Raw genomic sequence first — 24,991 nt, 5'->3', positions numbered from 1 at the left:
CCTTTTTCATTTGAGAGATGGAGCAGGAAGGTAGGTTCAGCGGAGTGTTTCAAAGGTTCTTTGGAATGAAGCAGCAACAGCGGTCCGTTATTTTTGGCCATATCGGTGTTTCTCATGAAGAAGGGAAACTATATTCCTCTATTTTTCCAAACGTATACTAAAAATAAATTTTTTTTGACTATTAAGACCCTCTAATTCCTTCTTGGGCTCGAAACAGGCTCATTTCGTTCAAATAGCACCCTGCAGTTCTCTTTCAAGGTCATTCAATTTCACAGTCATTAAACCTCTGAAAACTCACCAACTTGGAAGTCATTGTCTCTATTCGTCAAGATCTTATTAAATCCGACTAATTTGTCACTTGTTTTGTTAAGACTTAATTGGATTCGACAATTTAACCCTCTATCAAGAAATAAGTGAATAGACCTATAATTAAGATAGTGATTGCAACTAGATCATCCTAGCTAACTATTCAAGGTTGAGAGATATAAGCAGTATAAATCTATTTACTTTATGGAGGCTTGCTATGAAACCGACGTTAGAGTTACAAGAGATTGTTTCTGCTCTAGGAATCGACCCCTTCCGTTTTTTGGCCTGGCAGGAGAAAGAATTAGCGCAAAAAGATCCCTTACATACGCCGATCGAAGAGCAAAAAGGTGCAATGTCTGTATTCGGATTAGTGGTATAGGAAATGTTCCACACTATAGAAGAGAGATGATACCCGAGTATCCGTTATGGATGGTCGGGTTCTTTGATGTTTAGGCGGTCCATTTTTGAAGGCGTTTTATGAAAGATAAAAAGAAGGGGATTTTAACCTTAAAGGTGTAATATTTTCCGCAGAAGATGGTCAATCTAATCAAAAGGTGACAAACTTGTTACACATGCGCCTAATCACTTGCATCTAGTGTCCAATCAAGCTAACATAGAATTAAAATAGCAGGACGTGTGCCTTGCACCGAGTTATTAGAAGGAGGGTTTCACCATGTTATTCGCGGAAGAAGCAGCAGCATCAACAAGCACGTATACAAGCTTTGATATTTACGTTTTGATTTTCACAGTGATTATTGCCATTGCGTTCATCAGACAATTGATCTCTCCAAAAAGAAATTTGTTCGCTCTAGGATTCGCGGGAGTTTCCTTGCTCGTATTCGGCATTATGGATTATGTCATGATTACAGGCTGGTAATTCAGAGCTAACTAAGCTTCACAAGATAAAAGCCCACAGGACCAAGATCGGAAGATCAACGGTGCCTGCGGGCTTTTTTGATGGGTTGGGAGGGCTAAGCGGCTAAGCGCTTATACCCACCACATTTCACCAAGCGGTTCTTTGATGAGAACTTGTTGAAGATTTTGAACGGCTTTGGAGAAGCCTTCTTCGACGGACATCAATCCATCTTCGTGCTCAATGCTCACGACATAGTCGTAACCGACAAGACGCAGAGCGCTGATGATGTCAGCCCATACTTTCATGTCATGGCCGTAGCCAACGGAGCGGAACTGCCATGCACGGTCAAGCATGTTCGCATAAGACTGCATGTCCGTAACGCCGTAACGGTTTACATTGTTAACATCCATGGAAGTGTCTTTTGCATGGAAATGGTGAATGGCTCCTGCGCGGCCCAGAATTTGTACGGCTTGTACAGGATCAATACCTTGCCACCACATATGGCTCGGGTCAAGGTTGGCACCGATGGCGTCGCCTGCAGCTTCGCGCAAACGGAGAAGGGTAGCCGGTGTATGTACGGAGAATCCGCCGTGCAGCTCCAAGCCGATTTTCACATTGCGGTCAGAAGCGTACTTGCCTGTTTCCGTCCAGTAAGGAATGACTTTATTTCCCCACTGCCAGTCCAAAATTTCTTGGAAGTCATTCGGCCATGGAGCTACAGGCCAGTTCGGATATTTCGCATCCTCGTGGTCCCCAGGACAGCCAGAGAACGTATTAACGACAGGTACTTCAAGGCGTTCTGCAAGATCAATCGTTTGTATAATAGCATCATGAAATTCTTTAGCAATTTGTTTTTGCGGGTGCAGCGGGTTTCCGTGTACGCTCAGAGCACTAATCGTTAAACCGCGGGATTCCACCGCATGTTTAAAAGCTTTCAATTTTCCAGCATCGGCAAGCAGCTCGACAGGGTTGCAATGCGCATTACCAGGGTATCCCCCGGTACCGATTTCAACAGCTTCTAAGCCTTTAGAAGCGACATAATCAAGAGCTTCCTCCAAAGGTTTTCCACCGAACAGAACCATAAAAACGCCTAATTTCATTAGGTACACCTCCATAAGTGGTAAACAACCATAAGTGGTAAACAACCATAAGTGGTAAACAACCACACAAATTATACCACTATCATCCTGCAAAATGAAGCAAGCCTTTGTAAATCCGAAGAACCGTCTCATAATTGGAACTGTAAATAATAACCGAGAACGTCACCAAGGCTTGCGTCACAAAGCAGCGGAAGTAGAAGTAGGTTTTGGAAACTTTCTTTTTATTTACCGTCGTAATTTTAAATATGTTTTCAATGGCAAGAATAATCCCGTGATAGAGACCGTAGAAGAAATACAGCCAAGTGAAGCCATGCCAAAGACCAATCAAAACCATGATGAGCACGGATAAGCTGGAGGCAACCCAACGGGACGGAGCTGTACGTGAAAAGAACATAAAGATGTGATCACGGAAAAAATCGCCCAGCGTGGCGTGCCAATTGCGCCAAAACTGTGTCATCGAAGGCGAGAAGAGAGGACGCTTGAAGTTCTCAGGCATTGTATAGCCCATCAACCGCCCAAAGCCGATCGCCATATCCGAATAGCCGGAGAAATCGAAGTAGATGAGCGCATAGAACCAAATCAGCAGAAACAACGACTGATGCGTATGAAGGTCCTGTTTCAGCACTTGGTCGAAGACGCTGGTCATCCAGGTGACGACAACGATTTTCTTGAACAAGCCCATAATGATTCGTTTGACACTGTCTTCGAAGAGAGCGGCGTCTACGGTATATGGCTTTTTGCTATCGGCCATAAAATCGCGGAACTTCAGAATCGGGCCTGACGTAAAGGTCGGAACGAACAGCAGATAATTTGCATAATCAATGGCAGGCACTTGGCCTTCTTTGCCAAAGAAATAAGCGAAATAGTAGGCGTCTATGACTTTCAAAACATTATAAATAAGACCCAAATAAATGACGGCATCGAACAGCGGATTGTGGAAAATGCCCATGACGAACAGCCGGACACCAAGAAATACCCCGATGATGTTAGCGGCAATAGCGAATATAAAAGTCGCTTTCCTCCACACCGTTGTTCGGCATAAATACACAAAGCCAATGTAATTAATCACTGTAAAAGCACCATAGAAAACTAGCAGTTTCTGGCTGTACAGCAGTAAAAAGCAGAGGCTGAAAATAATCATCAGAATGCGTTTGTTGTCGGCCCACTTGCGGGTGAGCATCAGAACGGCAACCATGCCAAGCATAGCGATAATTGCGTTCATGTGCATATAAAACATAAGCTTTGAACTCCTCGCTTGGAAAGCTCGATTAGAATTTCTCGTAAATAAACAAGCCCTTGCCGGTAAAATAAATGAAAACCAAATAGAGCATTACGAGATAGATGAGGACTTCGACGGTTTTCCTAAGGATTTTAACCATGTGTCAACCTCCTTCGTAAATAGCGGAGCGCCCTCTTCGCGGTTCAAGTGAACAAGGTCATGAAAGTACTTCGGATCGTACGTATGCATTAAATCCAGCACCGGCACATCAGCCGTCTTCAGTTGGTTGTTCACGGCTTCCTTCAAGGAAGCCATATAAGGCGGATCCTCATATCCTTTGTTCCACGGCATCCAGATCACCCGCAGGGGCAGCTGATGCTCCTTGGCATAGCGAATAATCCACTGCAAAGCGTCCAGATTGTCTTGAAAATCCTTCAATGTCATAGCGCCGAAGCGCTTGTCATAGTCGTCCCATTTCGTCCGGAGGAAAGCATCGTCTTTACGGCCCGGATAGAGCTCTTTATCAATCCAGCGCGGCTCGTAGGCGAGGCTTCCTTTGCTCAGATTACGGGCGAACTCTTCGCCGGAATCGCGGAAATAGTCACGGTACGTGTACACATAAGGCTGGTACCATGGCTTGAACCATTGGTAGGTCGGGTCCGTTTCCAGCGGATCCAGCATGGTGTGCACATCGATGCCGATGACGAGCTCACTGTCGATCTGATACAGGTTGTGGGTAAGGATCCCTTTCAGATCCGTCAGCTTTCCGTAGGAAAGCCCCATTTCCACCAAATGGGTATCGGACTTCTCTTCGATGTAAGCGCCGGTTACGGCCGAATTACCGAAGAAAACCGGACCCGATTGGGACCAGCCGTGGTGGTAGAGTGTTTTGGTAAAGTCGTTTTTGTAGAATCGGCGCGAGCTAACCATCGGGTTCCACCAGGAGATGAGAAGGTCGGAAACGACGATCGCCAGCAGCAGGCCGAGAACGAAGCTATTCTTTTTAAGAAAAGTGGCTGCTTTCAACGGAATCACTCATTATCTTTGATTAGGATGGAGGCCCACAGCTGACTTCACTCGGGTTAAGGTCGGCATGTGGGCCCATAAGGGTACTTTGATAGAATAAAATGTTACAGAGCCTTTTCCTGCCAAGCGTGGTACTGCTCGCGGAAAGCGGCCGGCCATTGCTGCTCGTCCAAGCCATACTGCGCCAAGAATGCAAACGCCCAGCGCTCGATGCCGAAGCCGACACAGCCGGTAACGGCGTTGCGCTTGCCCATTTTAATATTAAATGCATTGCCGAACGTGTTGCTGTGGAAATTGACCGAGGAGCAGGCAATCGATTTCTTCACATGTGGAATCGTCAGGCGCAGCTCGTATTTCATTTCTTGATTGCGCTGGAAGGAGGCTTTTACTTGGAAATCGTTCGTGAAGAACGGATCGTTCGCAATCTCCAGCATGGAATCCACATTCCACTCTACAGCTAATTCTTTCAAATACTCGATCGACTTTAAGCGGTTTTCTTTGACGAAATCAGGCTTGCCCACGAAAATAATCTCGCGCATGGAGAAGTCGAGCAAGCGGCCGAAGTCGCTGTGATTTTTGGACTCGAAGCGGTGGCACTTGGCAATCGCTGTGACGACGATTCCTTCGCCTTCAAGCGTTTCATTTTCCAAGCCTTCATAGCAATGGTAGCAAGTAGAAGGATTCATCATGAAATTAGGCTTCACCAGATTGGAATCAAGCGCTAAAGGATCCTCCTGCTTCCAACCGCCGGCATTGCGAATGGATTGAGAGAACGATTCAATCACGTCCAAATCCTCGCGCAAATGCGTAACGAAGTGGATATGCTCCGGGAATGATGTAAAATGGTTCGTTTTATTCAACGTGTGGCTATGAATAACGGCCGGATACTGCTCTTCCTGCATGCCTTCGAAGCGCTTGGCAATCTTCGTAACGAAGGAGTAGTCCAGAAAACGCATTAAGCTGGAAAAAGGTTCGCGGAAAATAAACAAGCCCGGTTCCAAAATCTTAATCGCTTTGCGCTCCACCAATTTAGCGATAATATCGCCTTCATAAGGAGTTTCTACTTTATTTTCGAACAAAATATTTTCTTTAAAACCGAAATCGCCGTGGGAGAAACGCTCGATCAGACGGCTAACCCGTTCGGTAATGCCCTCGTTGCCATTTGGCGAGTTGTGCGTAATCACGATATGACCGTCGATCAGGGCGATATCGTGAATGTGCTCATCGGCGAAGGCGGACGCGTACTTAACTTGTCCGTGCTGGCTCTCGGCCAGGCCCGCGAGCGAAATTTTACATGTCATCATGAGTGGTTACCTCGCAGTCTTCTTGGAAATAAAATCGGCAATTTCGCTCACCGTATTCATGGAGTACAGCATGAGATCTTGGTTCGTTACTTGGATGTTATACGTCTTCTCAATGTGGGCGATGAGCGCCGTGGCGCCGATGGAATCGATAAACCCATAATCGAACAAATGAACGTCAACGCCGAAATCGTCATCGTCCTCGGCAATTTCATAACGCTCGCGAATATGCTGTTCAAGCTGCGCTAGCAAGTCTTCGTTAGACATGTGGGAAAGCCTCCTGGTTTTAATTGAAATATAATGCTGCCTAGTGAACAGAAAGTGTCACTGTGCTTTGTTGGTGAACGATATCGTTGTTGTATCCCCATACCGGGTAATGGTGTATAGATGGTTCACGGCATCATAATCGATCTTGGCATCGCCTGTGAATTCAAGCTCCGTAGGACTGTACAGCTTTACCTGCTGCAAGCCGGCTGCTTTCAGCACCAATTGGCGGGCAGATCCTTGCCCTGTCAATTCAAAAGGGACATTAGCGCGCACGATGTGCAGCCGCTCTTTGGCCGGTGCAATGCCGATGGCGGTGGGCTTAGCCAGTCCTACATAGAAGCGGTTGTCGATCGTTGTGTACGTATCTGAATCGCTTTGCAGGGAGTATAAGGCCAGCTTCTCGCCTTTCTCGACGACAACTCCGAGCGTTCCGGCATACTCATCGGCAAGTCCGGGGACTCCCGACGCATTCGGCGTCAAGGTTGCATGGAAGTGCGGGCTGCCGCCGGCTAAACGATCTTTGAGCCTGTCCCATAAATAGAAGGCCCATGACTGGCTGATCCGAACTTCGCTTTTCATTGCGTTCAGAAAGGATTTGGCCATTTGTTTCTCGGTCATGAAATTATAATCATGCTTCGTGCGAAGCTTGTCAAAATAGTCAGCGAACTGGGTTAAATCAGCCACTTTGGACGGTACGGGAAAATGGTACTCGATGTGCTCGAAATAATCAATCGGCATATCCAGCTTTACCATAGATTCAAAAACATCCGTCGTGGCGTAGTCGCCTGTTCGCAGCACCGGTGTCGGCGTATGAATCAGCATTGTGCGCTCCGTGCCGCCTTGCTTGTCCTGCAGCAGGAAAGGCAGCGACCATATCGACTCCGGACGGGAGATGACCGGCGATTCCGACGGCAGGAAGCCGAAGTTATACCACATTCCGCTCTGCTCTTCGCTTCGCAGCGTTTGCTGATGATCTTCGTTATTCACGCGCCATGTGTGCTGATTCGTGCCGGGATGGAGCCAAGGGATACCCAGCTTGGCGAAGGCTTGCTTATGCAAGGCAATCTCGGCTTGTTCTTGCCCGGCGTTCTTGAAATTATGCACGAACACGTGCGGATCTAAGTCCAAATGGTTATCGCGAGCATATTGGATGAACTCCTTCAGCTCGGCTTGATAAGGAAACTGCGGATCGTCAATGGCTACGGGGGACCCGAATTCGATGCCGCCGACGACGAGATCGTCTTTGCCGTCGTGATTGAGATCCAACCAAAGCGGAACGGAGTTATGTCCGGCCACCAATGCGTGATTGCCGACTTGGTTTAACGTTGAGCCTTCCAGGGGACCCGCATTCGTCCAAGTGCCATCGGCGCTTTGCAGATACACCTGCAGGTCCCCGTCGCTGCTGCCGACCACAAGATCGAGTCGGCCGTCGCCGTTCATGTCGCGTGCGGCGGGCGCAGCATACGCGGCGCTGCGCGGCAGCGTCAAGATCACGCTGCCTGCGTCTAAGTCAAGGGCCGCTGCGCTGCGGCCCTTGAAGAGCCACACTCGTCCGTCGGCTCCGCCCAGGACGAGGTCAAGCTTGCCGTCGCCGGTCATATCGGCGACGAGCGGCGCTGCAGGCCCTCCGGGCAGCTGCAGCGCTTTCCCGCCCACGTGAACCGCCGCGGGCTTCCCGAACCTGCCGCTTGCGAGCTGCGGCAGCACATACACGGCCCCGGACTCGTCTCCGACGATGAGGTCCGGGCGGCCGTCTCCGTTCACGTCTGCGGCGTGAACGGTACTGTAAGGGCCGAGCTGGAGCGGCACGCCGGACTCCAGCAGCAGCTTCTCAGGCGCGCCGAACGTGTCCGGCAGCGCCAAGCCCTCAGGCGGCGGCTCGCTTGCGTATGCCGCCGGATCGGCTCCTTGATTCGTGTAGACGTACACGAATCCGTCCGCGCTGCCGGCCAGCAAGTCGGTGCGGCCGTCGCCGTTTAAATCCGCGGCGGCCGGATACGCGCGGTAAGGAAGTTCAATCGCGCTCGACAGATCGCGATATTGCGGGAACAGCGCCTGCCGCAGCGGCTTGCCGGCAGACATCACGTGCAGCCCGCTCGCGTAGCCGGAGCCAGGCAGCTCCCCGACGAACTTCGGCTGCGCGTTCGTTCCGGTGTTGAGCTGCACCGTCAAGCTCTCGCGCCATTGCCCCCAATAGAAGGCATTGCGTACGAGGGTGAACGAGGGGATCTCGTTATACTTTTTGAGCTCCTCCGCCCAGGCAATGCCGTCTTTTTGCTGGATGGCCGGCATCGCCTCGAAGTGATTCTGAAAGGCCATGGCGGGTCTGCCGTAAGGGCCAAGGATTTTGCGCACGCTGTAACCCAGCGTTTCTTTCGCTACATAGGAGAGCAGCTCGCTGCGATACTGCATGTTGGCCGCTGCGAAATCAAAGTTAAAGTAAGGATGGAGCGGCAATGCTCTTTTATTGAAGTAAGTCGTCCCCGGCGTCGATTTGCCTGCGGCTTGATATTTGGCAGCCAGCTGAGCGAAGCCTAAGCCTGGGTCAGCGCCGCTCTGCATATCGTATCCGGTTGGAAAATAGCGGTTAGGCAAAAAATTGCTGGAAATCAGCACGCTGCCCTTCCCCACACGATTGTGCATAGCCAGCGAGACAGGCTTGCCGGATACGTTCATCGCCACAAGGGTCTGTCCGGTGGACGGGATAAAGCCATATCCCATATGAAAGCCTGGAAGGTCTTCCATCGTGTGATGCTTGAGATAACTTTCGGTAAACAATTGAAAGGTGGTCTGCAAGCCTTGCAGATTCATAGATACTTTGGGAAAGCTGAGGCTTTGCATATCCGCGGCCAATTGCGGTGCGCCAACACTTGTAAGCGGCACCTTCTGCAAGTCAACGAGCTCTGCAGCACCAAGGAAATCGAGCGGCAAGCGGGCAGCAAACCCATTTTCGGCCAGCAAATGTCCGCCTTGCTTCACATAGCTTGTGAGCTTCGCCGTTTGTTCCGTCCATGCGGCATCTTGAGCAAGAGCAGGATCCAAATAAATCGCATCGTAAGCGCTCAGCTTTCTAGCGGATAGAGCCGCCAGCTTTTGTTTATCGATGGAAATGCCTGCCTGCAAGGTTTGCTCAAAGTTTCCATAAGCCGCCGTGTCGTAAGAATCTCCGCTTGTTGCGTAGAGGAGCTTGGTTTCCTCTGTTTTTGGTAAAAATAGAAGCAGGCCCACGACCAACAGGAAACCGAGGCCTAATCCGATAACCATTTTTAAAATGCGTATTTTCGACAAAATCAAAAGGATCCCTCAATTGCTAAAAAGGTCACTATCCTTGACATTATAGCATTCATGGGTAAGTTTGTTAACTTTTAAAGGGCCGGGAGGCGGCTAGGTAAGGTTTTCCAATCGCGCAGAGGTTGTCGGATATTGGCTGGGTTTGGAATTGCTCACGCCCTAGCTTCCTACCTATCGTTTCTGTTACACTAAAGAGAAGACTTTGAGGGTTACCCGAGGATCTATTATTGAAAGGATTTGCTGCCATGCGTACGATACGCAGAGAAGATATAGAATTGTTGGCCCCTGCGGGGGATTGGGATTGTTTGAGAGCGGCTGTTGCCAATGGGGCGGATGCCGTATTTTTTGGTGTGGAGAAATTTAATGCCAGAGCGCGCGCGCACAATTTCACGATGGCTGAGCTGCCGGATATTATGTCGTTCCTTCATCTATATGGGGTTAAGGGCTTTCTGACCTTTAATATTCTAGTATTTGAAGAAGAGTTGAGCGAAGCCAAGCAGCTTATTGAGGCTTGTGTGGATGCGGGTGTTGACGCGGTGATCGTACAAGATCTTGGTCTTGTGAAAATGATTCGTGAAATCTCTCCCGATTTCCCGATTCACGGTTCTACGCAGATGACGATTACATCGCCTGAGGCGGTTGAATTTACGAAGCCCTTCGATATCGAACGGGTCGTATTGGGACGCGAAAATAATTTAAAACAAATTAAACAAATCGGAGACCAAGCCAAGCTTCCGATGGAAGTGTTCGTACACGGCGCGCTTTGCGTGTCCTACTCGGGCCAATGTTTGACATCCGAAATGTGGGGCGGCCGCTCCGCCAATCGCGGGGAATGTGCGCAGGCCTGCCGCTTGCCGTATGATTTGATGATCGATGGCGTGCAAAAGCCGATGGGCGACGTGGCGTATTTATTGTCGCCGAAAGATTTGGCAGCCATTGAAATCGTGCCTGAATTGATCGAAGCAGGCGTGTGCTCTTTTAAAATTGAAGGGCGTCTGAAAACCCCTGAATACGTGGCTAACGTCGTGAGCAAGTACCGCAGCGCGATTGACCGATATTTCGATGGCGTGGACGCTCGTCCGTCGAAAGAGGAAGTTCGCGAGCTGCAGCAAAGCTTCTCGCGCGGCTTCACGGTTGGTTTCTTGAACGGAACCAACAATAAACAGCTCGTCGACGGTACGTTTCCGAAGAGCCGCGGGGTATTTGTGGGCCGCGTGAAGCAGATTCTGCGCGACGGTGTCGTTTGTGAGCTTGAGGCGCCGATTAAGCGCGGGGACGGGATCGTTTTCGATGCCGGAGATCCGACGAAGAAGGAAGAAGGCGGCCGTATCTACGATTTGCGCCGCAAAGGCGAGAAAATCGAAGGCGAAGCCGAGGGCGGCATCATCGAAATCATTGCGGGACGCAACGATGTGGACCTTAGCCGCCTGCACGTTGGAGACCGGATCTGGAAAACGAACGATCCGCACTTGGACAAACGTCTGCGCCAGACGTTCGAGACGGATAAGCCTTACCGGACATTCCCGGTCAGCATCAAGATTACCGGCACAGAAGGCGAGCCGCTGAAAAGCTGGTGGACCGATGTGCAGGGCGGTCACACCGTTTTCGTCCAATCCGAGCTTCCGCTTGTGCGCGCGGAGAAAAGACCGATGGACGAGCAGCTCTTCACGGAGCAGTTCGGTCGCCTTGGCGGCACGATTTATGCGCTTAGCGAGCTCGATGTGCAGTTGAACGGCGAGCTGATCGTGCCGATGCGCGAGCTTAACGCTATGCGCCGCAGCGCGGTAGAGCTCATGGAAGACGAGCGGCAGAAGCCGCGTGCGTACATGAAGCGCGAGATAGGCGTCTATGACGATGTGCCGCAGCCTGTTGCTGAGCGTCAAGCTGCTGGGCAAGCGCCTGCGCTGTCTTTGGCGGATCGCAGCGGCGTGCACCTTACGGCGCTTTGCCGCAACCTGGATCAGGTGAAGGCTGTGCTCGAAACGGACGACGTTCAGTTGATTTACGCAGACTTCGAATTTATTAAGCAGTTCCCGGCGGCTGTTGAAGCGGTGCATGCGGCAGGGCGCAAAATTGCCTTGGCGACGCCGAGAATTCATATGCCGGGGGAAACGGGCTATTTTAACAATATTCTAAAGCTTAACCCCGATGCCGTGCTCATTCGGAATACAGGCGCAGCCTACTTCTTCCTGAAGCATCAGCTGGAGCATCCGAATGGGCCTAGGCCGCAGCTTATCGGCGATTTTTCCTTGAATGTAGCCAATCACAAAACAGCCTCCTTGTTCTTGGAAGCAGGTTTGTCGAAGGTTACGCCTTCTTACGATTTGAACATTCAACAGATGGTCGATCTGCTTCGCCGCGCTGAAACTTCCAAGCTGGAAGTTGTCATTCATCAGCATATGCCGATGTTCCACACGGAGCACTGCGTATACTGTACGTTCTTGAGCGAAGGCACGGACTTTACGAACTGCGGCCGTCCTTGCGAAGACCATCACGTGTCTTTGCAGGATCGCGTCGGCATGTCGCATCCCGTGCGCGTGGATGAAGGCTGCCGCAATACGGTTTACAATGCCGTCGATCAATCGGGTGCGGAATATTTGAACCATTTCATGGATCTGGGCATTCGTTCCTTCCGCGTGGAGTTCCTGGAAGAATCCCCTGACAAGGTGCATGAGATTCTGGGCTTGTACCGCCGTGCGATTAACGGAGAAATCAGCGGTACGCAAGTGTGGCGTTCCCTGAAAGCTACGAATCAGTTGGGCGTTACCCGCGGTCAATTGGTGAAATAAATTGTCGAATCATAGATCATAGACGCTTGCCGTTTATGGTCTGTTTTTTTTATTCAACCCGCCTGCCTCCCGCGTTGTGTTAGGGGAACTATAGGACGCTATTTCTGCGAAAATCGTCCTGTTGTGGTAGGAGGGGGAACTATGATCCGTTATTTCCCCCTTCTGGGCCAAAGTTCCGCCCAATTCGGAGAAATAAAGCCCTGTAGTTCCCCATAAACTGCGCAAGCCCCGCTTACCGCAAGAATAGCGGACCGTAGTTCCTCAGAGTCGGCCAGGCGGCAGACTTAAGCTTAAGCCTCGCTGCGCTGGCCAACCCACTCCATGCCGCTCCGTCCTAACGCGCCCGCCCGTCGCCAAGCCGCTCCGCCCTAACGCGCTCGCCCGCCGCCAAGCCGTTCCGTCCTAATGCGCTCACCCAACCCACCCCGCTATGTCGCTCCGCTCTAACGTGCTCGCCCGCCGCAGAAGTATTTCATTCTCCGTGTTTAACTTAACTTTTGCTGGTTTAGACTAAAATAAGGGTCTAAACAACCTATTACGTTCACAACTTGGACACAATTTTTTAATGTATTTTTCAGATTTGCTTAAGGTTGGTTTATTGTTCCACGGGTATAGTGATGATGATTAGTATGAACGAAAGAATGAATGGGGGATCTTGGATGCTTGAGGTCAAACAGGTCAGCAAGCTGTACGAAAATGATCGCGGCGTACATAACATCGACTTCTCGATGCAGCGTGGCGAAATCGTCGGCTTCTTGGGGCCTAACGGTGCTGGCAAAACAACGACAATGCGCATGATCACGGGTTACTTGAATCCGACGCACGGCCAAATCTTGGTGGATGGCCACTCCATGGCGGACAACCCGAAGAAAGCGCGCCGCAAAATCGGCTACTTGCCGGAAACACCGCCGCTCTATCCGGAGATGACGGTGCAATCGTACCTGCGCTTTATCGCGAACCTTCGCGATGTGCCGGCACGGGAGCAAAAGCTGCGCGTTGGCGAAGCGATCGACAAGCTCGGTTTGCAAGGCCGCGAGAAGCAAATCATACGCTCGCTTTCCAAGGGCTACAAGCAGCGCTTAGGCCTCGCGCAGGCGATTCTGCACCAACCGGATCTGCTCATTCTGGACGAGCCTACGTCAGGCCTCGATCCGAAGCAGATCATTGAAATCCGCCAGCTGATTCATGAGCTTGGCGAAAATCACACAGTGCTGCTTAGCACGCACATTTTGCCTGAAATTAACGCGATTTGTAACCGCGTTCTCATTATTAACCAAGGCCGCGTCGTGCTCGACGAGCGTCCTGAAAATCTCGGCCGCACGATGGGCGAGACGTTTGAGGTGTCGCTCGAGGTCAAGGGACCTCGCGAGCGGATCTTGACCGAGCTGCGCAGCCTCGGAACGGTTGCGTCGGTCAAGGAGCTGGATGCTTCGGCTGGAGCTCCGGCATTGGAAGCGGCCGCTGAGGCGGAAGCGGATACGGCGGTGGAATTGCCTAAAGCGGAGTCTGTGAAGCTGCTGGTTACGTCCACGGATCGTTCCGATATCCGGGAGGATCTGTTCTTCCGTCTGGCTGGCGCAGGCTATCCGATTCTGGAAATGAAGCGGGAAAGCCTCAGCTTAGAGGATATTTTCCTCAAGCTGACGACGGACGAGCCTGCGGAAGAGAGCGGCAAAGCGGAAGAGGAGGTAGACACCGATGCGTAAAATCTGGGCGATCTGTTCGAAAGAGCTGCAGATGTATTTCTTTTCGCCGGTTGCTTATGTAGCCTTCGCTTTCTATGTGCTGCTGTCGAGCTTCTTCTTTTACATCAACTTTGTCGCCGGTCAGCCGCCGATTATTGATGCGCGTTCCGTTGTGGGCAATACCTCGTTTGTCTATCTGTTCATTATCCCATTATTGACGATGCGTCTGATCGCCGATGAGTTCCGTCAAGGCACGGATGAGCTTCTGCTCACGTCGCCTGCAGGCATTGGAGAAATCGTGATGGGCAAATACTTGTCCGCTTTTATCGTGCAGGTAGGGCTTGTGGCGATTTCCCTGATTTATCCGCTCATTATGTCCACCTTCGGTGAGATGGATAAACCAGTGCTATGGCTGTCTTATCTGAGCATGTTCTTATTAGGCTGTGCGATGATGGCCATCGGCTTATTCGCGTCAAGCCTTTCCAACAACCAGATGGTTGCGGGCATTACCGGTTTTGTCATTTTGCTGCTGCTGTGGCTGCTTGATTGGGTCAGCTCCAGCATGACGGGCAAATTGAAGGATTACGTCGGTCAGTTCTCTTTGACGAGCCATTTGTCGAACCTGCAAAAAGGCGTTCTGCATGGCGGCGACATCCTTTTCTATGTCACAATTACAGCTGTGTTTCTCGTTCTAAGCATACAAGTCCTTGAAAGAAAGCGTTGGAGGTGAGCGGGATGAACAAGTGGATACGGGGAACGAATGCGACAGTTTTATCCATCGCGGTGATCGGTATTTTCATCATTCTGACCATTTTCCTTCACTCGCTGAAAGGCTTTCAGGTCGATTTGACGAAAAACAAAAACTTCACGCTATCGGAACAGACAATAACAACGCTCAAAAACTTGAATCAAGACATACATGTCATTGCCTTCACCAACAGTGGGGACAACAATGAATTTGTGACACGCCAAGTCACGGATATGGTTCAGGAATACAAGAAGCAAACCGGCAAAATTACGTATGACGAATACGATATGCTGAAACAGCCGTCTATGGCTAAGCAATATGGCGTTGATCAAGGCGGTACGCTCGTTTTTGAAATGGGCAGCAAGAAACAGAACGTGAATTTTTACGAGCTGTTCGTCGGTCAACAGGACGGATCCTATACCTTTTCAGGGGAAGAGAAGTTCACCCAAGCAATTACCAGTTTAACGTCCACGGAGAAGCATACGGTCTATCTGCTTTCCGGTCATCAGGAGTATCCGCTTAATGCGATGACGATTCTCAAAAGCAGCCTGGAGGCCGCAAACTACACGGTGAAGGATCTCAATCTGTACGTTGAAGGCAAAATACCGGACGATGCGCAGATGCTCATGATGCTTGGGCCGCAAAATGACCTGAACGACAAAGAAGCAGAGCTGATTCAGGCTTATTTGAAGGATAAAGGCAAAATCTATCTGGCGCTGGGCTTTAATAAGGAAATGGCGACCAAGTGGAAAAATATCGATGCGATCATGAAAACTTACGGTATTCAGGACCAGCATGCGATTGCGATCGAACCGAAACAAACTTCGCTGTATGATCCGTTAACGATCATTCCGGACTATGGTCCTCATGACATTACGAACAAGCTTTCCAGCAATAATCTCGTTACGATGCTTTCGCTGGCGGTTAGCTTGAATGCCGATCAGAGTGCGCCGGATTACACGCAATCCCTGCTCTTGAAGACGACGGATAAAGCTTATGGCGAAACGGATATCAACTTGCTGGCGCAGTCCAAAACGAAACAGGATGCAACGGATGTCAAAGGCCCGCTGAATTTGGGATATGCGATTTCGAACAAAGATAACAAGCCTAAGGCCGTTATTCTGGGCGGTTCGACATTCGTATTGGATCAAGATATTCAGAACCAAGGCAACAAAGATTTTGCCATGAACAGTATTGGCTGGCTGCAGGAGCAGAAGGATCAAATTACGATCCGCCCTCGTCAAGGGGACGCGTTCCAGCAAGCGATGATTACGCCTAGCCAGGCGAATACGATTTTCTTCGTCACGATCGTGTTCTTACCTCTCTTGTTCTTAATCATCGGCGGCTTAATCTGGTGGAGGAGGAGAAGAGGATGAAACGGTTTATTCCTACGATTCTGTTAGTGGTTATTTGTATCGGCGGTTTCTGGTACGCTTCGAGCAAAGACTTCTTTCAAGAGAAAAAAGAAGAACCGAAAACCCTTCTCACGCTCAAACAGGAAGACGTACAGTCTCTTTCGTTGAAAACCGAAGAGCAGCAAATTGATCTAAGCCGCACAGACAGTGGCTGGGAAATGAAAAAACCGGCTGCAGCGCCGCTGAATTCGAATCAAGTGGATTCGTGGTTGGATGCGATGGGTTTGGTTACTTTCACCAAGGTGGTGGAGGAGAAAACGGACAATTTGGCCAATTACGGCTTGGATAAGCCTGTTGGCACCTATGAAGTTACGCTGAAGGACGGCTCCAAAAAGGGTATTCAGGTTGGAACGGCCCTTCCGATTGAAGGTTTCTCCTACGTTCAGGTGGAAGGAGCTCCGGCTGTGTATCAAGTCAGCGATCAGACGTTGTCTTCGCTGAACAAGACTCCGGTCGATTTTGCCCAAACGAGCCCGTTCAAAATCGAGAACGATAAGGTTCAGACCGTGAATGTCACGTGGAAAGGCCAGACCTGGACGCTTGCCAAAACCGACAAGGACAAAGTTGCAGCTGAAGCTGCCTGGAAGCTTGGCGATAAGGAGCTGAAAGGCGCGGATGCGAGTCCTCTGCTGGATGAGCTGGTCTTCCTTCACAGCACGGAGCTGCCGCAGCCGCTGGCTCAGAAGCCAACGTCAGGCGGCGAGTTCAAAGTCGAGCTTGGGTTGTCCGTGGATGGCAAAGACGTTACCGAGGTCTACGAGGGCAAGATTAGCCAAGACCAAGTGTGGCTGGCTAAGCAGGGCGGGGAGTGGTCCTACCAGCTTCCGGTTGCAGATATTCAGAAATTAGCGGATGCATATGCCGGCAAACCGGCGCAGCCCGCCTCATAGATGATAAGGCCCCTCTGCAGTTATGTGCTGTGGCGGGGCCTTTTTATGTATGTTTGGAGTTCATCCAATGAAACACGGAATTTAAGCCTTGCGAGGGTGTTTTCGTTGGATCTCGTCCAACGGGGCCTCTTAACGCAGCGATAGCACCAGTTCGCCCAGCCAGAAGCGCCGTAGGCAGCAGCTCTTTTCCTGTCAGCAACTACCGATAGCCTCTTCCCTTGCAGCCAGTAGCTCCACCACCGGCAGACACCTACTCCACCTACGCTAACTGCTCTACCTGCTCCACCTGCTCTACCTACCTATATCCCCGCATTCTCCACACAGCAGTTACGTTGTATTATGTGCAATGAAATCATCGCATTTTACCACAGTGCCCTCCGCTCGTTGTATGAAATACAACGTATTGGACGGTATTGCCTCAGTTAAGAGAGAAACCTTCTTAAATGGTTGTAATAAATGCAATGAGGGAAGCAGTTTGCTCCCATTTGCAGTGATATTGTTGTATAAAGTGCAACCTGGGACGTGCGACACCGCCGACTAAAAGGTTTTTTTTACCAGTCTCACATAAAGCGGAATATTTTGGGAAACCTACAAGCAAGGAATGGAAAGGAGGGTAACATTCACATGTACAACAATCAAGGGAACCACACCATCACAGGTAAAGAACTCTCGTACCTAGCGGATGCGCTGAAAAACGAGGATTTATTAGCAAAGCTTTGCGTACAAGGAGCGGTTAACTGTGAAAGTCCATCGCTTGCACAAACGTTGTCTCAGCTTTCTCAGGAGCGTCTCCATAGTGCCAGTATCCTCATTAACACGCTTCAGCAGCAATCAGGCATGACCCACTAAAACGTATATAAAGGAGGTGCAAGAGCATGTATCAACAAAATCAACAAAATTCATACCAACAACAAGGCCAGCAGCAACAAGGCCAACAACAAGGCCAACAACAACAGCATCAACAACAAGTTCACATGCAAGAGCAGGATTTCGCGAACTTCGTTCTTTCCGAACTCAAGCGCAGTGCGGGCGAATACACGACAGCGGTAACCGAAGCGGTCAATCCGCAGATCAGACAGACTTTCCAAACGTTGCTCCAAAAGACACTTCAAGACCAGGCGGCTGTATTTCATGAAATTCAAAAGCTCGGTTATTATGAAGTTCAGGCTGCGCCCCAGCAGCAGGTTCAACAGGAGCTGCAGAAGATGAGCCAGTCAGCCGCCCAACTGCAGTCATTTGTTCAGCACAATAGGACCATGTCCCCTTCTGCGAGCTATCAGCAGGAGACGATTTCCCAGCAAACGCAGCAGCAGACCCATCAACCCCAGCCCCAACAGCAAAGTCAGCAGCAGAACATGATTGCGGCCTTACACCAGGCGCCTGTCCAACCGATGATTACAATGTCGCAATATCCGAATGCCATCTATAATAATCAGGGGCAGGGATACGCAGCAGCCAATCAACACCAAGCCTTCAACAGTATGCAAGGGCAGCAGCAAGACCATCAAGGCTACGGACAAACCGGCCATGGCTACTCGCAAGGCTATACGGCATCAACCGGTTATGGCACCTCTGACAATGCCGGCATCGCGGGCAAATCGGCCAATTCAAACATCGCTTCCCGCCAATCCTCCAATATGACAGAGGGCAGCAAGTACAGCTTCTAGTACTTTCCCTCATAAAGACGTCCGCAGCGCTGAGCTTCGGGCGTTTTTGTCCAACTTTTCTCATAATCATGGTATGGAACCGGCTTGTCACACATATATAAGGAACAAGGATGTCCAAACTTATGGGAAAAGGGTGCAAACGCGGATGAAAAAAACGTGGATTTACGGCGCAGCTGCTTTAATATTACTTGGGGCAGTGACCACAGCCTGCGGTTCTAAAGATGAAGTCATTAGTACTACCGGAGCAGGTCCCCAAGTAGCGACGACAGTGGCAGGCGGGAAGGCGGAAAGCGGTGTGAAAACAGTGGCTTCAGGCGCTAAACCGGCCATTGACGCACAAGTTTCTAAAGTAGACGGCAGAAACGTCACGATTACGTACCAGACAACGAATTTCCAATTATCCGACGAGAGTATGGATAAGGCGAATGTGCAGGGCCAAGGACATCTGCATCTGTACGTGGATGGCAAGCAGAAGGCTATGATCGGCAAAACAGGGCCGTTAACGCTAAACAACTTGGCTGCCGGCAAGCATGAGATTCGTCTTGAGCTTCAGCAAAATGACCACAAAAACCTCAATGTCGAGAAAATTCTTAATATTGAAGTGAAATAACAAGAACATTTGTGCGTATTCGGGCGGAAAACAAGCTCGGGTGAAGATCAGCACACGCTGCACGCATATTCTTTGAAAAGACGGGCAAATTGCCCGTCTTTTGTCATTTGACACACCCGAACGCGTAGCATAGACTGTTGATAGTATGGCAGTATTGCCGCCTAATCGGAGGGAAACAACAATTGATCGTCGATATACGGAAGTGGAAACATGTTTTTAAGCTGGACCCGGATCGGGACATATCCGATGAGGCGTTGGACCTTATTTGCCAATCGGGAACGGATGCGATTATGGTCGGAGGTTCAACAGGCGTAACATTCGATAACACCGTGGATCTTATGGCCCGGATTCGTCAGTATGAATTGCCTTGTGTACTGGAAATTTCCAATCAAGAGGCTATCGTGCCTGGATTCGATCTCTTTTTCATACCGGTGGTGTTGAATGCGGAAGATCCGAATTGGATTGTCGGACATCATCATGAAGCGTTGAAGGAGTATGGCTCGCTGCTGAACTGGGATGAAATTGTAGCCGAAGGCTACGTGATTCTTAATGGCGAGGCTGCGGCTGCCAAACTGACGCAAGCTCGAACGAACTTGGAGGCCAAAGATGTTGCGGCTTATGCGCGCATGGCGGACAAGTTATTTCATATGCCGATTGTATATTTGGAATACAGCGGGGTCTTCGGGGATATGGAGCTGGTCCGGCGGACGCGGCAAGTGCTGGAGAATGCCCGTTTATTTTATGGGGGCGGCATCGACAGTTTGGCCAAAGCGCAGCAAGCGGCGGAAGTCGCAGATACCATCGTCGTGGGCAACATTATCTATAGTGATTTGAAACAGGCGCTTCAGACAGTGAACGTGAATTTTGATAGAACAGGAAGGTAACTTAATGAACGAGACAGTCAATATCTTAGATGCGATTAAAAGGTTGAATCCCCAGCAGCGCAAAGCGGTTGAAGCGGTTGACGGTCCACTTTTGATTATGGCTGGAGCGGGAAGCGGGAAGACGCGCGTGCTCACGCATCGGATTGCTTACTTGATCGGCACCCGCAAAGCGGCGCCATGGAGCATTCTGGCGTTAACCTTTACGAATAAAGCAGCACGTGAGATGCAGGAGCGTGTAGGCAAACTGGTTGGCGGGAGCGGGAATGATATCTGGGTTTCCACGTTTCACTCGATGTGTGTGCGTATGCTGCGCAGAGATATTTCGCGAATCGGTTTCACCTCGAATTTTACGATTCTGGATTCAGGCGACCAGCTCTCCGTGATCAAAACCTGCTGCAAGGAACTCAACATCGATACGAAGAAGTACGAACCTAAGACGTTTCAAGCGGCAATCTCTACAGCCAAAAACGAACTTATTTCTCCTAAACAATTTGAAGATAAAATCGGCGACTACTTCGACGGACTGACCTCGAAAGTTTATACGCTCTACCAAAAAAAGCTGAGAAGCAACAACTCCTTGGATTTCGATGACCTGATTATGGCTACCATACATTTGTTTAAAGAAGTACCAGAAGTTCTGGATTACTACCAAAACAAATTTCAATATATTCATGTCGATGAGTATCAAGATACGAATAGGGCGCAGTATATGCTGTGTCAAATGATTGCTGCCAAACATAAGCGCATCTGCGTCGTAGGGGACAGCGATCAGTCCATCTACCGCTGGCGCGGTGCGGACATTACGAATATCCTTAATTTTGAAAAAGATTATCCGGACGCCACTTCTATTCTCTTGGAGCAAAATTATCGCTCCACCTCGAATATTTTGAACGCGGCTAATAAAGTCATCGCCAACAATACGGGCCGTAAGCCCAAAAATTTGTGGACCGACAAAGAGGGCGGCGCAGGCATTAAGTTGTTTCAAGCGGACTCCGAGCACGAAGAAGGTTACTTCATTACAGGCGAAATCAACAAAAACAAGTCCAAAGGCAAGAAGTTCGCCGATCATGCCATTCTCTACCGGACGAATGCGCAATCACGGGTAATAGAGGAGATTCTTATTAAGTCCGATATTCCGTATACGATTGTTGGCGGCGTGAAGTTCTATGATCGTAAAGAGATCAAAGATATTTTGGCTTACTTGCGTCTCATCTCCAATCCGAACGATGATATCAGCTTGAATCGGATCGTTAACGTACCGAAGCGGGGCATCGGCGATACTACGATGGATAAAGTCGCGGATATGGCGGGACGCCGCGGTATTTCGTTATTTGCCATGTTGGAGGAAATTGACGTTCTGGAGATTAATGCAAAAGCTAAGCACGCATTAGCGGATTTCCGTGAAATGATCGATAATCTGAACCGGATGGTCGAATACTTATCTGTAACAGAGCTTACCGAGAAGGTGCTGGAATTATCTCAATACCGTGTGGAGATGCAGCGGGAGAATACGATTGAATCCAAAGCTCGTCTCGAAAATATTGAAGAGTTCCTGTCCGTGACCATGGACTTTGAGAAACGCAACGAGGACAAATCCCTGATCTCGTTCTTGACCGATTTGGCGCTGATTGCCGATATCGATTCTTTGGATAAAGACAAACCAGAGGAAGAACAAGACGCTGTCGTTCTAATGACGATGCACAGCGCCAAAGGTTTGGAGTTCCCGGTTGTGTTCATCATCGGGATGGAGGAAGGCGTCTTCCCGCACAGCAGGGCTTTTGCGGATAACGAAGAGCTCGAAGAGGAGCGCCGTTTGGCCTATGTCGGCATCACGCGCGCCGAGGAAGAGCTGTTCCTCACGTGCGCGCGCATGCGCACGCTCTTCGGCCGCACCGCCGCTAACGCGCCATCGCGATTCCTGCAGGAGATTCCGCCGGAACTCCTGGAGAAGGTCTCGATGGGAGGCTCCATCGGCGGAGGCTTCTCCCGAGCTGGCCGCACCAGCTCGTGGGGAAGCAGCGGAGGCGGCAGCGCCGCCGCCTCCTCGGCGAGCCGTGGTTCCACCGGCTCGTCAGCTTGGGGCACGCCGTCCTCCTTCGGACGGCCAAGTGCTGGCGCGGCAGCGCCGGGCCCTGCAGCGGCTGCGAAGCCGCTTGCGTTCCGGGCTCCGCAGCCTGCCGCAGGCGGCGCGGTGGCGGACTACAAAGCCGGCGACAAGGTGTCGCATGGCAAGTGGGGCGTCGGCACCGTCGTGTCCGTGAAAGGCTCGGGCGACGACACCGAGCTGCAGATTGCTTTTCCGGCGCCTAATGGACTTAAGCGCCTGCTCGCTAAGTTCGCCCCGATTACCAAAGTATAAGGGCACGCTCATCTTTGGATTACCTATTACCCATTAGAGAGGAAGAGTCCGTAATGACAGATGCCATCGCGGCAATGAAAACCCTCATCCAAGAAATTAACAAGCACAACCACAATTATTATACGCTCGATCAGCCAACAATTTCGGATGCCGAGTGGGATGCTTTATATGATAGATTAGCAGCGCTGGAGAAGGAGACAGGGACGATCCTGCCTTCTTCCCCGACCCAGCGTGTCGGCGGCGAGATCCTGAAGGGCTTCGACCCGCACCGTCATCTAGCCCGTCTGTGGAGCTTGGACAAAGCGCAAAATGCCGAAGATCTGCAAACCTGGCACACGCGCGTACTTAAGCTGATTGCAGACTACAACGGCAAAAACCCGGAAACTCCTCTGCCAGACCCTACCTATGTCGTGGAATTAAAGTTTGACGGACTTACTCTCAACCTTACCTATGAAAGCGGACAGCTTACGCAAGCCTCCACACGCGGTAACGGTACGGTGGGAGAGGGTATTTTAGCGCAGATTAAGACGATTAAATCCATTCCGCTTGAAATCCCGTACGATCAAGGGACGATTGAAGTGCAGGGTGAAGGCATGATGTTCCTGTCTGTCCTTGAAGCGTACAACCAGACGGCCGTAGAACCGCTCAAGAACGCTCGAAATGCGGCAGCGGGAGCTCTGCGCAACCTGAATCCCAAAATAACCGCAGAGCGCAAGCTGAACGCTTTCTTCTATAACATAGGCTATTCTGACCATATACAATTCGACAACCATGCGGATATGGTTCAGTTTCTGCGGGACAACCATTTCAAAATCAGCAACCGTACACGGTATTTCAATACGATCGAAGAAGTCAGCTCAGAGCTGGAGCGGATCGCGGAAGAGCGGTCAAGTTTCGATTTCCTCATTGACGGAAGTGTCGTGAAGATTACGGACATGCGGACGCGCGAAGTCCTTGGCTATACCGAGAAATTCCCGCGCTGGGCGATTGCGTATAAGTTTGAGGCTGAAGAAGCGACTACGATTCTGCAAAGCGTATCCTGGGAAGTGGGACGCACCGGCAAGATAACGCCGCTAGCCCGCGTAGAAGCCGTGGATCTCGCTGGCGTCACCGTACAGAACTGTACGCTGAACAATATCGGCGACATCGAACGCAAAAACCTCAAGCACGCCTTGGGCAGCCTCGTCTACATCCGGCGCTCCAATGACGTCATTCCTGAAATTCTCGGTAAAGTAACCGAGGAGAATGACGGCGGGGAAATTGTCGCGCCTACGCAATGCCCTTCCTGCGGTAGCGAGCTAGAGATGCGCGGTGCGCATCTGTTCTGTTTGAACCGCCTCGCCTGCTCGCCGCAGCTCGTTGGGCGCATGTCTCATTTTGCTTCGCGCGATGCGATGGACATTGAATTTTTCAGCGAAATGACGGCCTCGCAGCTGCATCAAGAGCTTGGCGTCAAGGATCCTGCGGATCTTTATACGCTGCAATTCGACGATCTCGTGAAGCTTGACCGCTTCGGGGAGAAGAAAGCCCGCAACTTGTTGGGCGCTCTGGAGAAAAGCAAGACCCGCGATCTCGCGTCGTTCCTGTATGCGCTTGGGATTCCCAACTCCGGCAAGACGACGACCAAAGTGTTGGCCGACCATTACCGCAGCCTAGCCAAAATTATGGCGGCAACGCCGGAGGAGCTTATCACGCTCCCGGATGTAGGCGGCATTGTTGCGGATAGCATCTATACGTTCTTCCGTGACCCTGTGATGGTGTCCAGCATTGAACGCATGTTGGCTGCCGGCGTCAACCCGATCGCTGAGGAGCCTGCGGCTGTTCTGGCCAGTCCGGACAGTCCGTTTTTTGGCAAAACCGTCGTGCTGACGGGGACGCTGTCTACGATGGGGCGGGACGAGTGCGCCAAGAAGCTTGAAGCGCTAGGGGCGAAAATAACCGGCAGTGTTTCCAAGAAAACGGACATCGTCATTGCAGGGGAAAGCGCAGGCAGCAAGCTGACCAAAGCGCAAGAGCTTGGCATTCGGATTATTGAAGATGAACAGGAGCTTTTGCAGCTGCTTGGCGAAGGTTAATTTGGAAAAGAAGAATGCGCCATGCCAGTAATTATACCGGTGTGGCTTATATGAAGGACCTATTGGCGTTTCAAATGTCCAATAGTGTCCTTTTTTCTAACTCACGGCTGTATAAAATGGCTTTGAGTAAGATTAGCCGATGTGGGTAAACTAAAGAAATATTGGCCCGAAATGCCGTAAATACGGGGCTTCTCAAGCTGTAAGAAAGTTTTTTTGAAAAGATGCTTGCAATTCATTTTAAAACCTGATAGTATATGTTCTTGTCACCGCAAGAGCGATGCATTAACGCTTTAAACGGTAACGCAATAAAGCTCTTTGAAAACTGAACAAATGGATGAAGTACATCAGCAAAATCAGTCGCGTAAGCGACTTTAAATGAGATTGCAAAATCTCGCTAGCAAGTCAAATGAGCAAGTCAGATTTTCTTTTATGGAGAGTTTGATCCTGGCTCAGGACGAACGCTGGCGGCGTGCCTAATACATGCAAGTCGAGCGGATTCATCC

20 protein-coding genes and 1 rRNA gene are annotated in these 24,991 nt (G+C 50.4%); 14 read left to right on the top strand and 7 right to left on the bottom strand.

Annotated elements, in window-relative coordinates; genetic code table 11:
• Nucleotides 1-523 precede the first annotated feature (523 nt).
• Together AC3WRW_RS09475 and AC3WRW_RS09470 are read left to right on the top strand one after the other, a co-directional pair.
• The gene (locus AC3WRW_RS09475) at nt 524-685 is read left to right on the top strand and encodes a hypothetical protein (RefSeq protein ID WP_492546088.1); all 162 of its coding nucleotides are present in this window, start codon (nt 524-526) and stop codon (nt 683-685) included.
• Between the two features lie 294 nt (nt 686-979).
• Nucleotides 980-1,183 carry a hypothetical protein gene (locus AC3WRW_RS09470; RefSeq protein WP_492546087.1) on the top strand — a complete coding sequence of 68 codons (204 nt, stop codon included), beginning with the start codon at nt 980-982 and terminating at the stop codon, nt 1,181-1,183.
• Between the two features lie 110 nt (nt 1,184-1,293).
• Here the strand turns inward: AC3WRW_RS09470 and AC3WRW_RS09465 are convergent, their stop codons facing one another.
• The 6 genes from AC3WRW_RS09465 to AC3WRW_RS09440 all read right to left on the bottom strand — a co-directional run bounded on the left by AC3WRW_RS09465 (nt 1,294) and on the right by AC3WRW_RS09440 (nt 9,363).
• Complete coding sequence (locus AC3WRW_RS09465; protein ID WP_127453265.1) at nt 1,294-2,262, bottom strand: sugar phosphate isomerase/epimerase family protein; 969 nt, start codon at nt 2,260-2,262, stop codon at nt 1,294-1,296.
• A gap of 82 nt (nt 2,263-2,344) precedes the next feature.
• Entirely contained in the window at nt 2,345-3,499 is a 1,155-nt protein-coding gene (locus AC3WRW_RS09460) for an MBOAT family O-acyltransferase (RefSeq protein WP_492546086.1), read from the bottom strand.
• 93 nt (nt 3,500-3,592) lie between these two features.
• Nucleotides 3,593-4,507: a hypothetical protein gene (locus AC3WRW_RS09455; protein WP_492546085.1), complete on the bottom strand. Its 915-nt coding sequence runs from the start codon at nt 4,505-4,507 to the stop codon at nt 3,593-3,595.
• A 104-nt stretch (nt 4,508-4,611) separates the two neighbouring features.
• Entirely contained in the window at nt 4,612-5,811 is a 1,200-nt protein-coding gene (locus AC3WRW_RS09450) for a class-II aminoacyl-tRNA synthetase family protein (RefSeq protein WP_492546084.1), read from the bottom strand.
• Between the two features lie 6 nt (nt 5,812-5,817).
• Nucleotides 5,818-6,075: an acyl carrier protein gene (locus AC3WRW_RS09445; RefSeq protein WP_145668275.1), complete on the bottom strand. Its 258-nt coding sequence runs from the start codon at nt 6,073-6,075 to the stop codon at nt 5,818-5,820.
• 57 nt (nt 6,076-6,132) lie between these two features.
• Nucleotides 6,133-9,363, bottom strand: a complete 3,231-nt coding sequence (locus tag AC3WRW_RS09440) for an FG-GAP repeat domain-containing protein (protein ID WP_492546083.1) — start codon at nt 9,361-9,363, stop codon at nt 6,133-6,135.
• Nucleotides 9,364-9,611: 248 nt separating this feature from the next.
• Between AC3WRW_RS09440 and AC3WRW_RS09435 the strand changes: the two genes are divergently transcribed.
• The 5 genes from AC3WRW_RS09435 to AC3WRW_RS09415 all read left to right on the top strand — a co-directional run bounded on the left by AC3WRW_RS09435 (nt 9,612) and on the right by AC3WRW_RS09415 (nt 16,893).
• Nucleotides 9,612-12,155: a U32 family peptidase gene (locus AC3WRW_RS09435; protein ID WP_492546082.1), complete on the top strand. Its 2,544-nt coding sequence runs from the start codon at nt 9,612-9,614 to the stop codon at nt 12,153-12,155.
• 659 nt (nt 12,156-12,814) lie between these two features.
• Entirely contained in the window at nt 12,815-13,861 is a 1,047-nt protein-coding gene (locus AC3WRW_RS09430; protein ID WP_492546081.1) for an ABC transporter ATP-binding protein, read from the top strand.
• A complete protein-coding gene (locus AC3WRW_RS09425; protein WP_492546080.1) occupies nt 13,854-14,570 on the top strand; it encodes an ABC transporter permease subunit in 717 nt (238 codons plus the stop codon). Before AC3WRW_RS09430 ends, AC3WRW_RS09425 begins: the two co-directional genes overlap by 8 nt.
• A 5-nt stretch (nt 14,571-14,575) precedes the next feature.
• Complete coding sequence (locus AC3WRW_RS09420) at nt 14,576-15,964, top strand: GldG family protein (protein WP_492546079.1); 1,389 nt, start codon at nt 14,576-14,578, stop codon at nt 15,962-15,964.
• Entirely contained in the window at nt 15,961-16,893 is a 933-nt protein-coding gene (locus tag AC3WRW_RS09415) for a DUF4340 domain-containing protein (protein WP_492546078.1), read from the top strand. The genes AC3WRW_RS09420 and AC3WRW_RS09415 overlap by 4 nt, the downstream gene beginning before the upstream one ends.
• A 43-nt stretch (nt 16,894-16,936) precedes the next feature.
• On the opposite strand, the gene AC3WRW_RS09410 is transcribed toward AC3WRW_RS09415, so the two are convergent.
• Nucleotides 16,937-17,092 (bottom strand): hypothetical protein, encoded by a 156-nt coding sequence (locus tag AC3WRW_RS09410; RefSeq protein WP_492546077.1) that lies wholly within the window; start codon nt 17,090-17,092, stop codon nt 16,937-16,939.
• Nucleotides 17,093-17,517: 425 nt separating this feature from the next.
• On the opposite strand from AC3WRW_RS09410, the gene AC3WRW_RS09405 reads away from it, so the two are divergent.
• The 7 genes from AC3WRW_RS09405 to AC3WRW_RS09375 all read left to right on the top strand — a co-directional run.
• Nucleotides 17,518-17,742: a hypothetical protein gene (locus tag AC3WRW_RS09405; protein WP_171683285.1), complete on the top strand. Its 225-nt coding sequence runs from the start codon at nt 17,518-17,520 to the stop codon at nt 17,740-17,742.
• Between the two features lie 26 nt (nt 17,743-17,768).
• The gene (locus AC3WRW_RS09400) at nt 17,769-18,560 is read left to right on the top strand and encodes a spore coat protein (protein ID WP_492546076.1); all 792 of its coding nucleotides are present in this window, start codon (nt 17,769-17,771) and stop codon (nt 18,558-18,560) included.
• A gap of 145 nt (nt 18,561-18,705) precedes the next feature.
• Nucleotides 18,706-19,170: a hypothetical protein gene (locus AC3WRW_RS09395; RefSeq protein WP_492546075.1), complete on the top strand. Its 465-nt coding sequence runs from the start codon at nt 18,706-18,708 to the stop codon at nt 19,168-19,170.
• A 182-nt stretch (nt 19,171-19,352) separates the two neighbouring features.
• Nucleotides 19,353-20,054 carry a heptaprenylglyceryl phosphate synthase gene (gene pcrB / locus AC3WRW_RS09390; RefSeq protein WP_492546074.1) on the top strand — a complete coding sequence of 234 codons (702 nt, stop codon included), beginning with the start codon at nt 19,353-19,355 and terminating at the stop codon, nt 20,052-20,054.
• A gap of 4 nt (nt 20,055-20,058) precedes the next feature.
• Entirely contained in the window at nt 20,059-22,413 is a 2,355-nt protein-coding gene (gene pcrA / locus AC3WRW_RS09385) for a DNA helicase PcrA (RefSeq protein ID WP_492546073.1), read from the top strand.
• 53 nt (nt 22,414-22,466) lie between these two features.
• A complete protein-coding gene (gene ligA / locus AC3WRW_RS09380; protein WP_492546072.1) occupies nt 22,467-24,488 on the top strand; it encodes an NAD-dependent DNA ligase LigA in 2,022 nt (673 codons plus the stop codon).
• A 426-nt stretch (nt 24,489-24,914) separates the two neighbouring features.
• Nucleotides 24,915-24,991: ribosomal RNA gene (locus tag AC3WRW_RS09375) — 16S ribosomal RNA — on the top strand; the annotation flags it as partial.

This window comes from Paenibacillus sp. FW126-R14 (assembly GCF_058789495.1).
The sequence above is the reverse complement of the archived record's forward strand: the minus strand, read 5'-3'. Positions and strand labels throughout refer to the sequence as shown.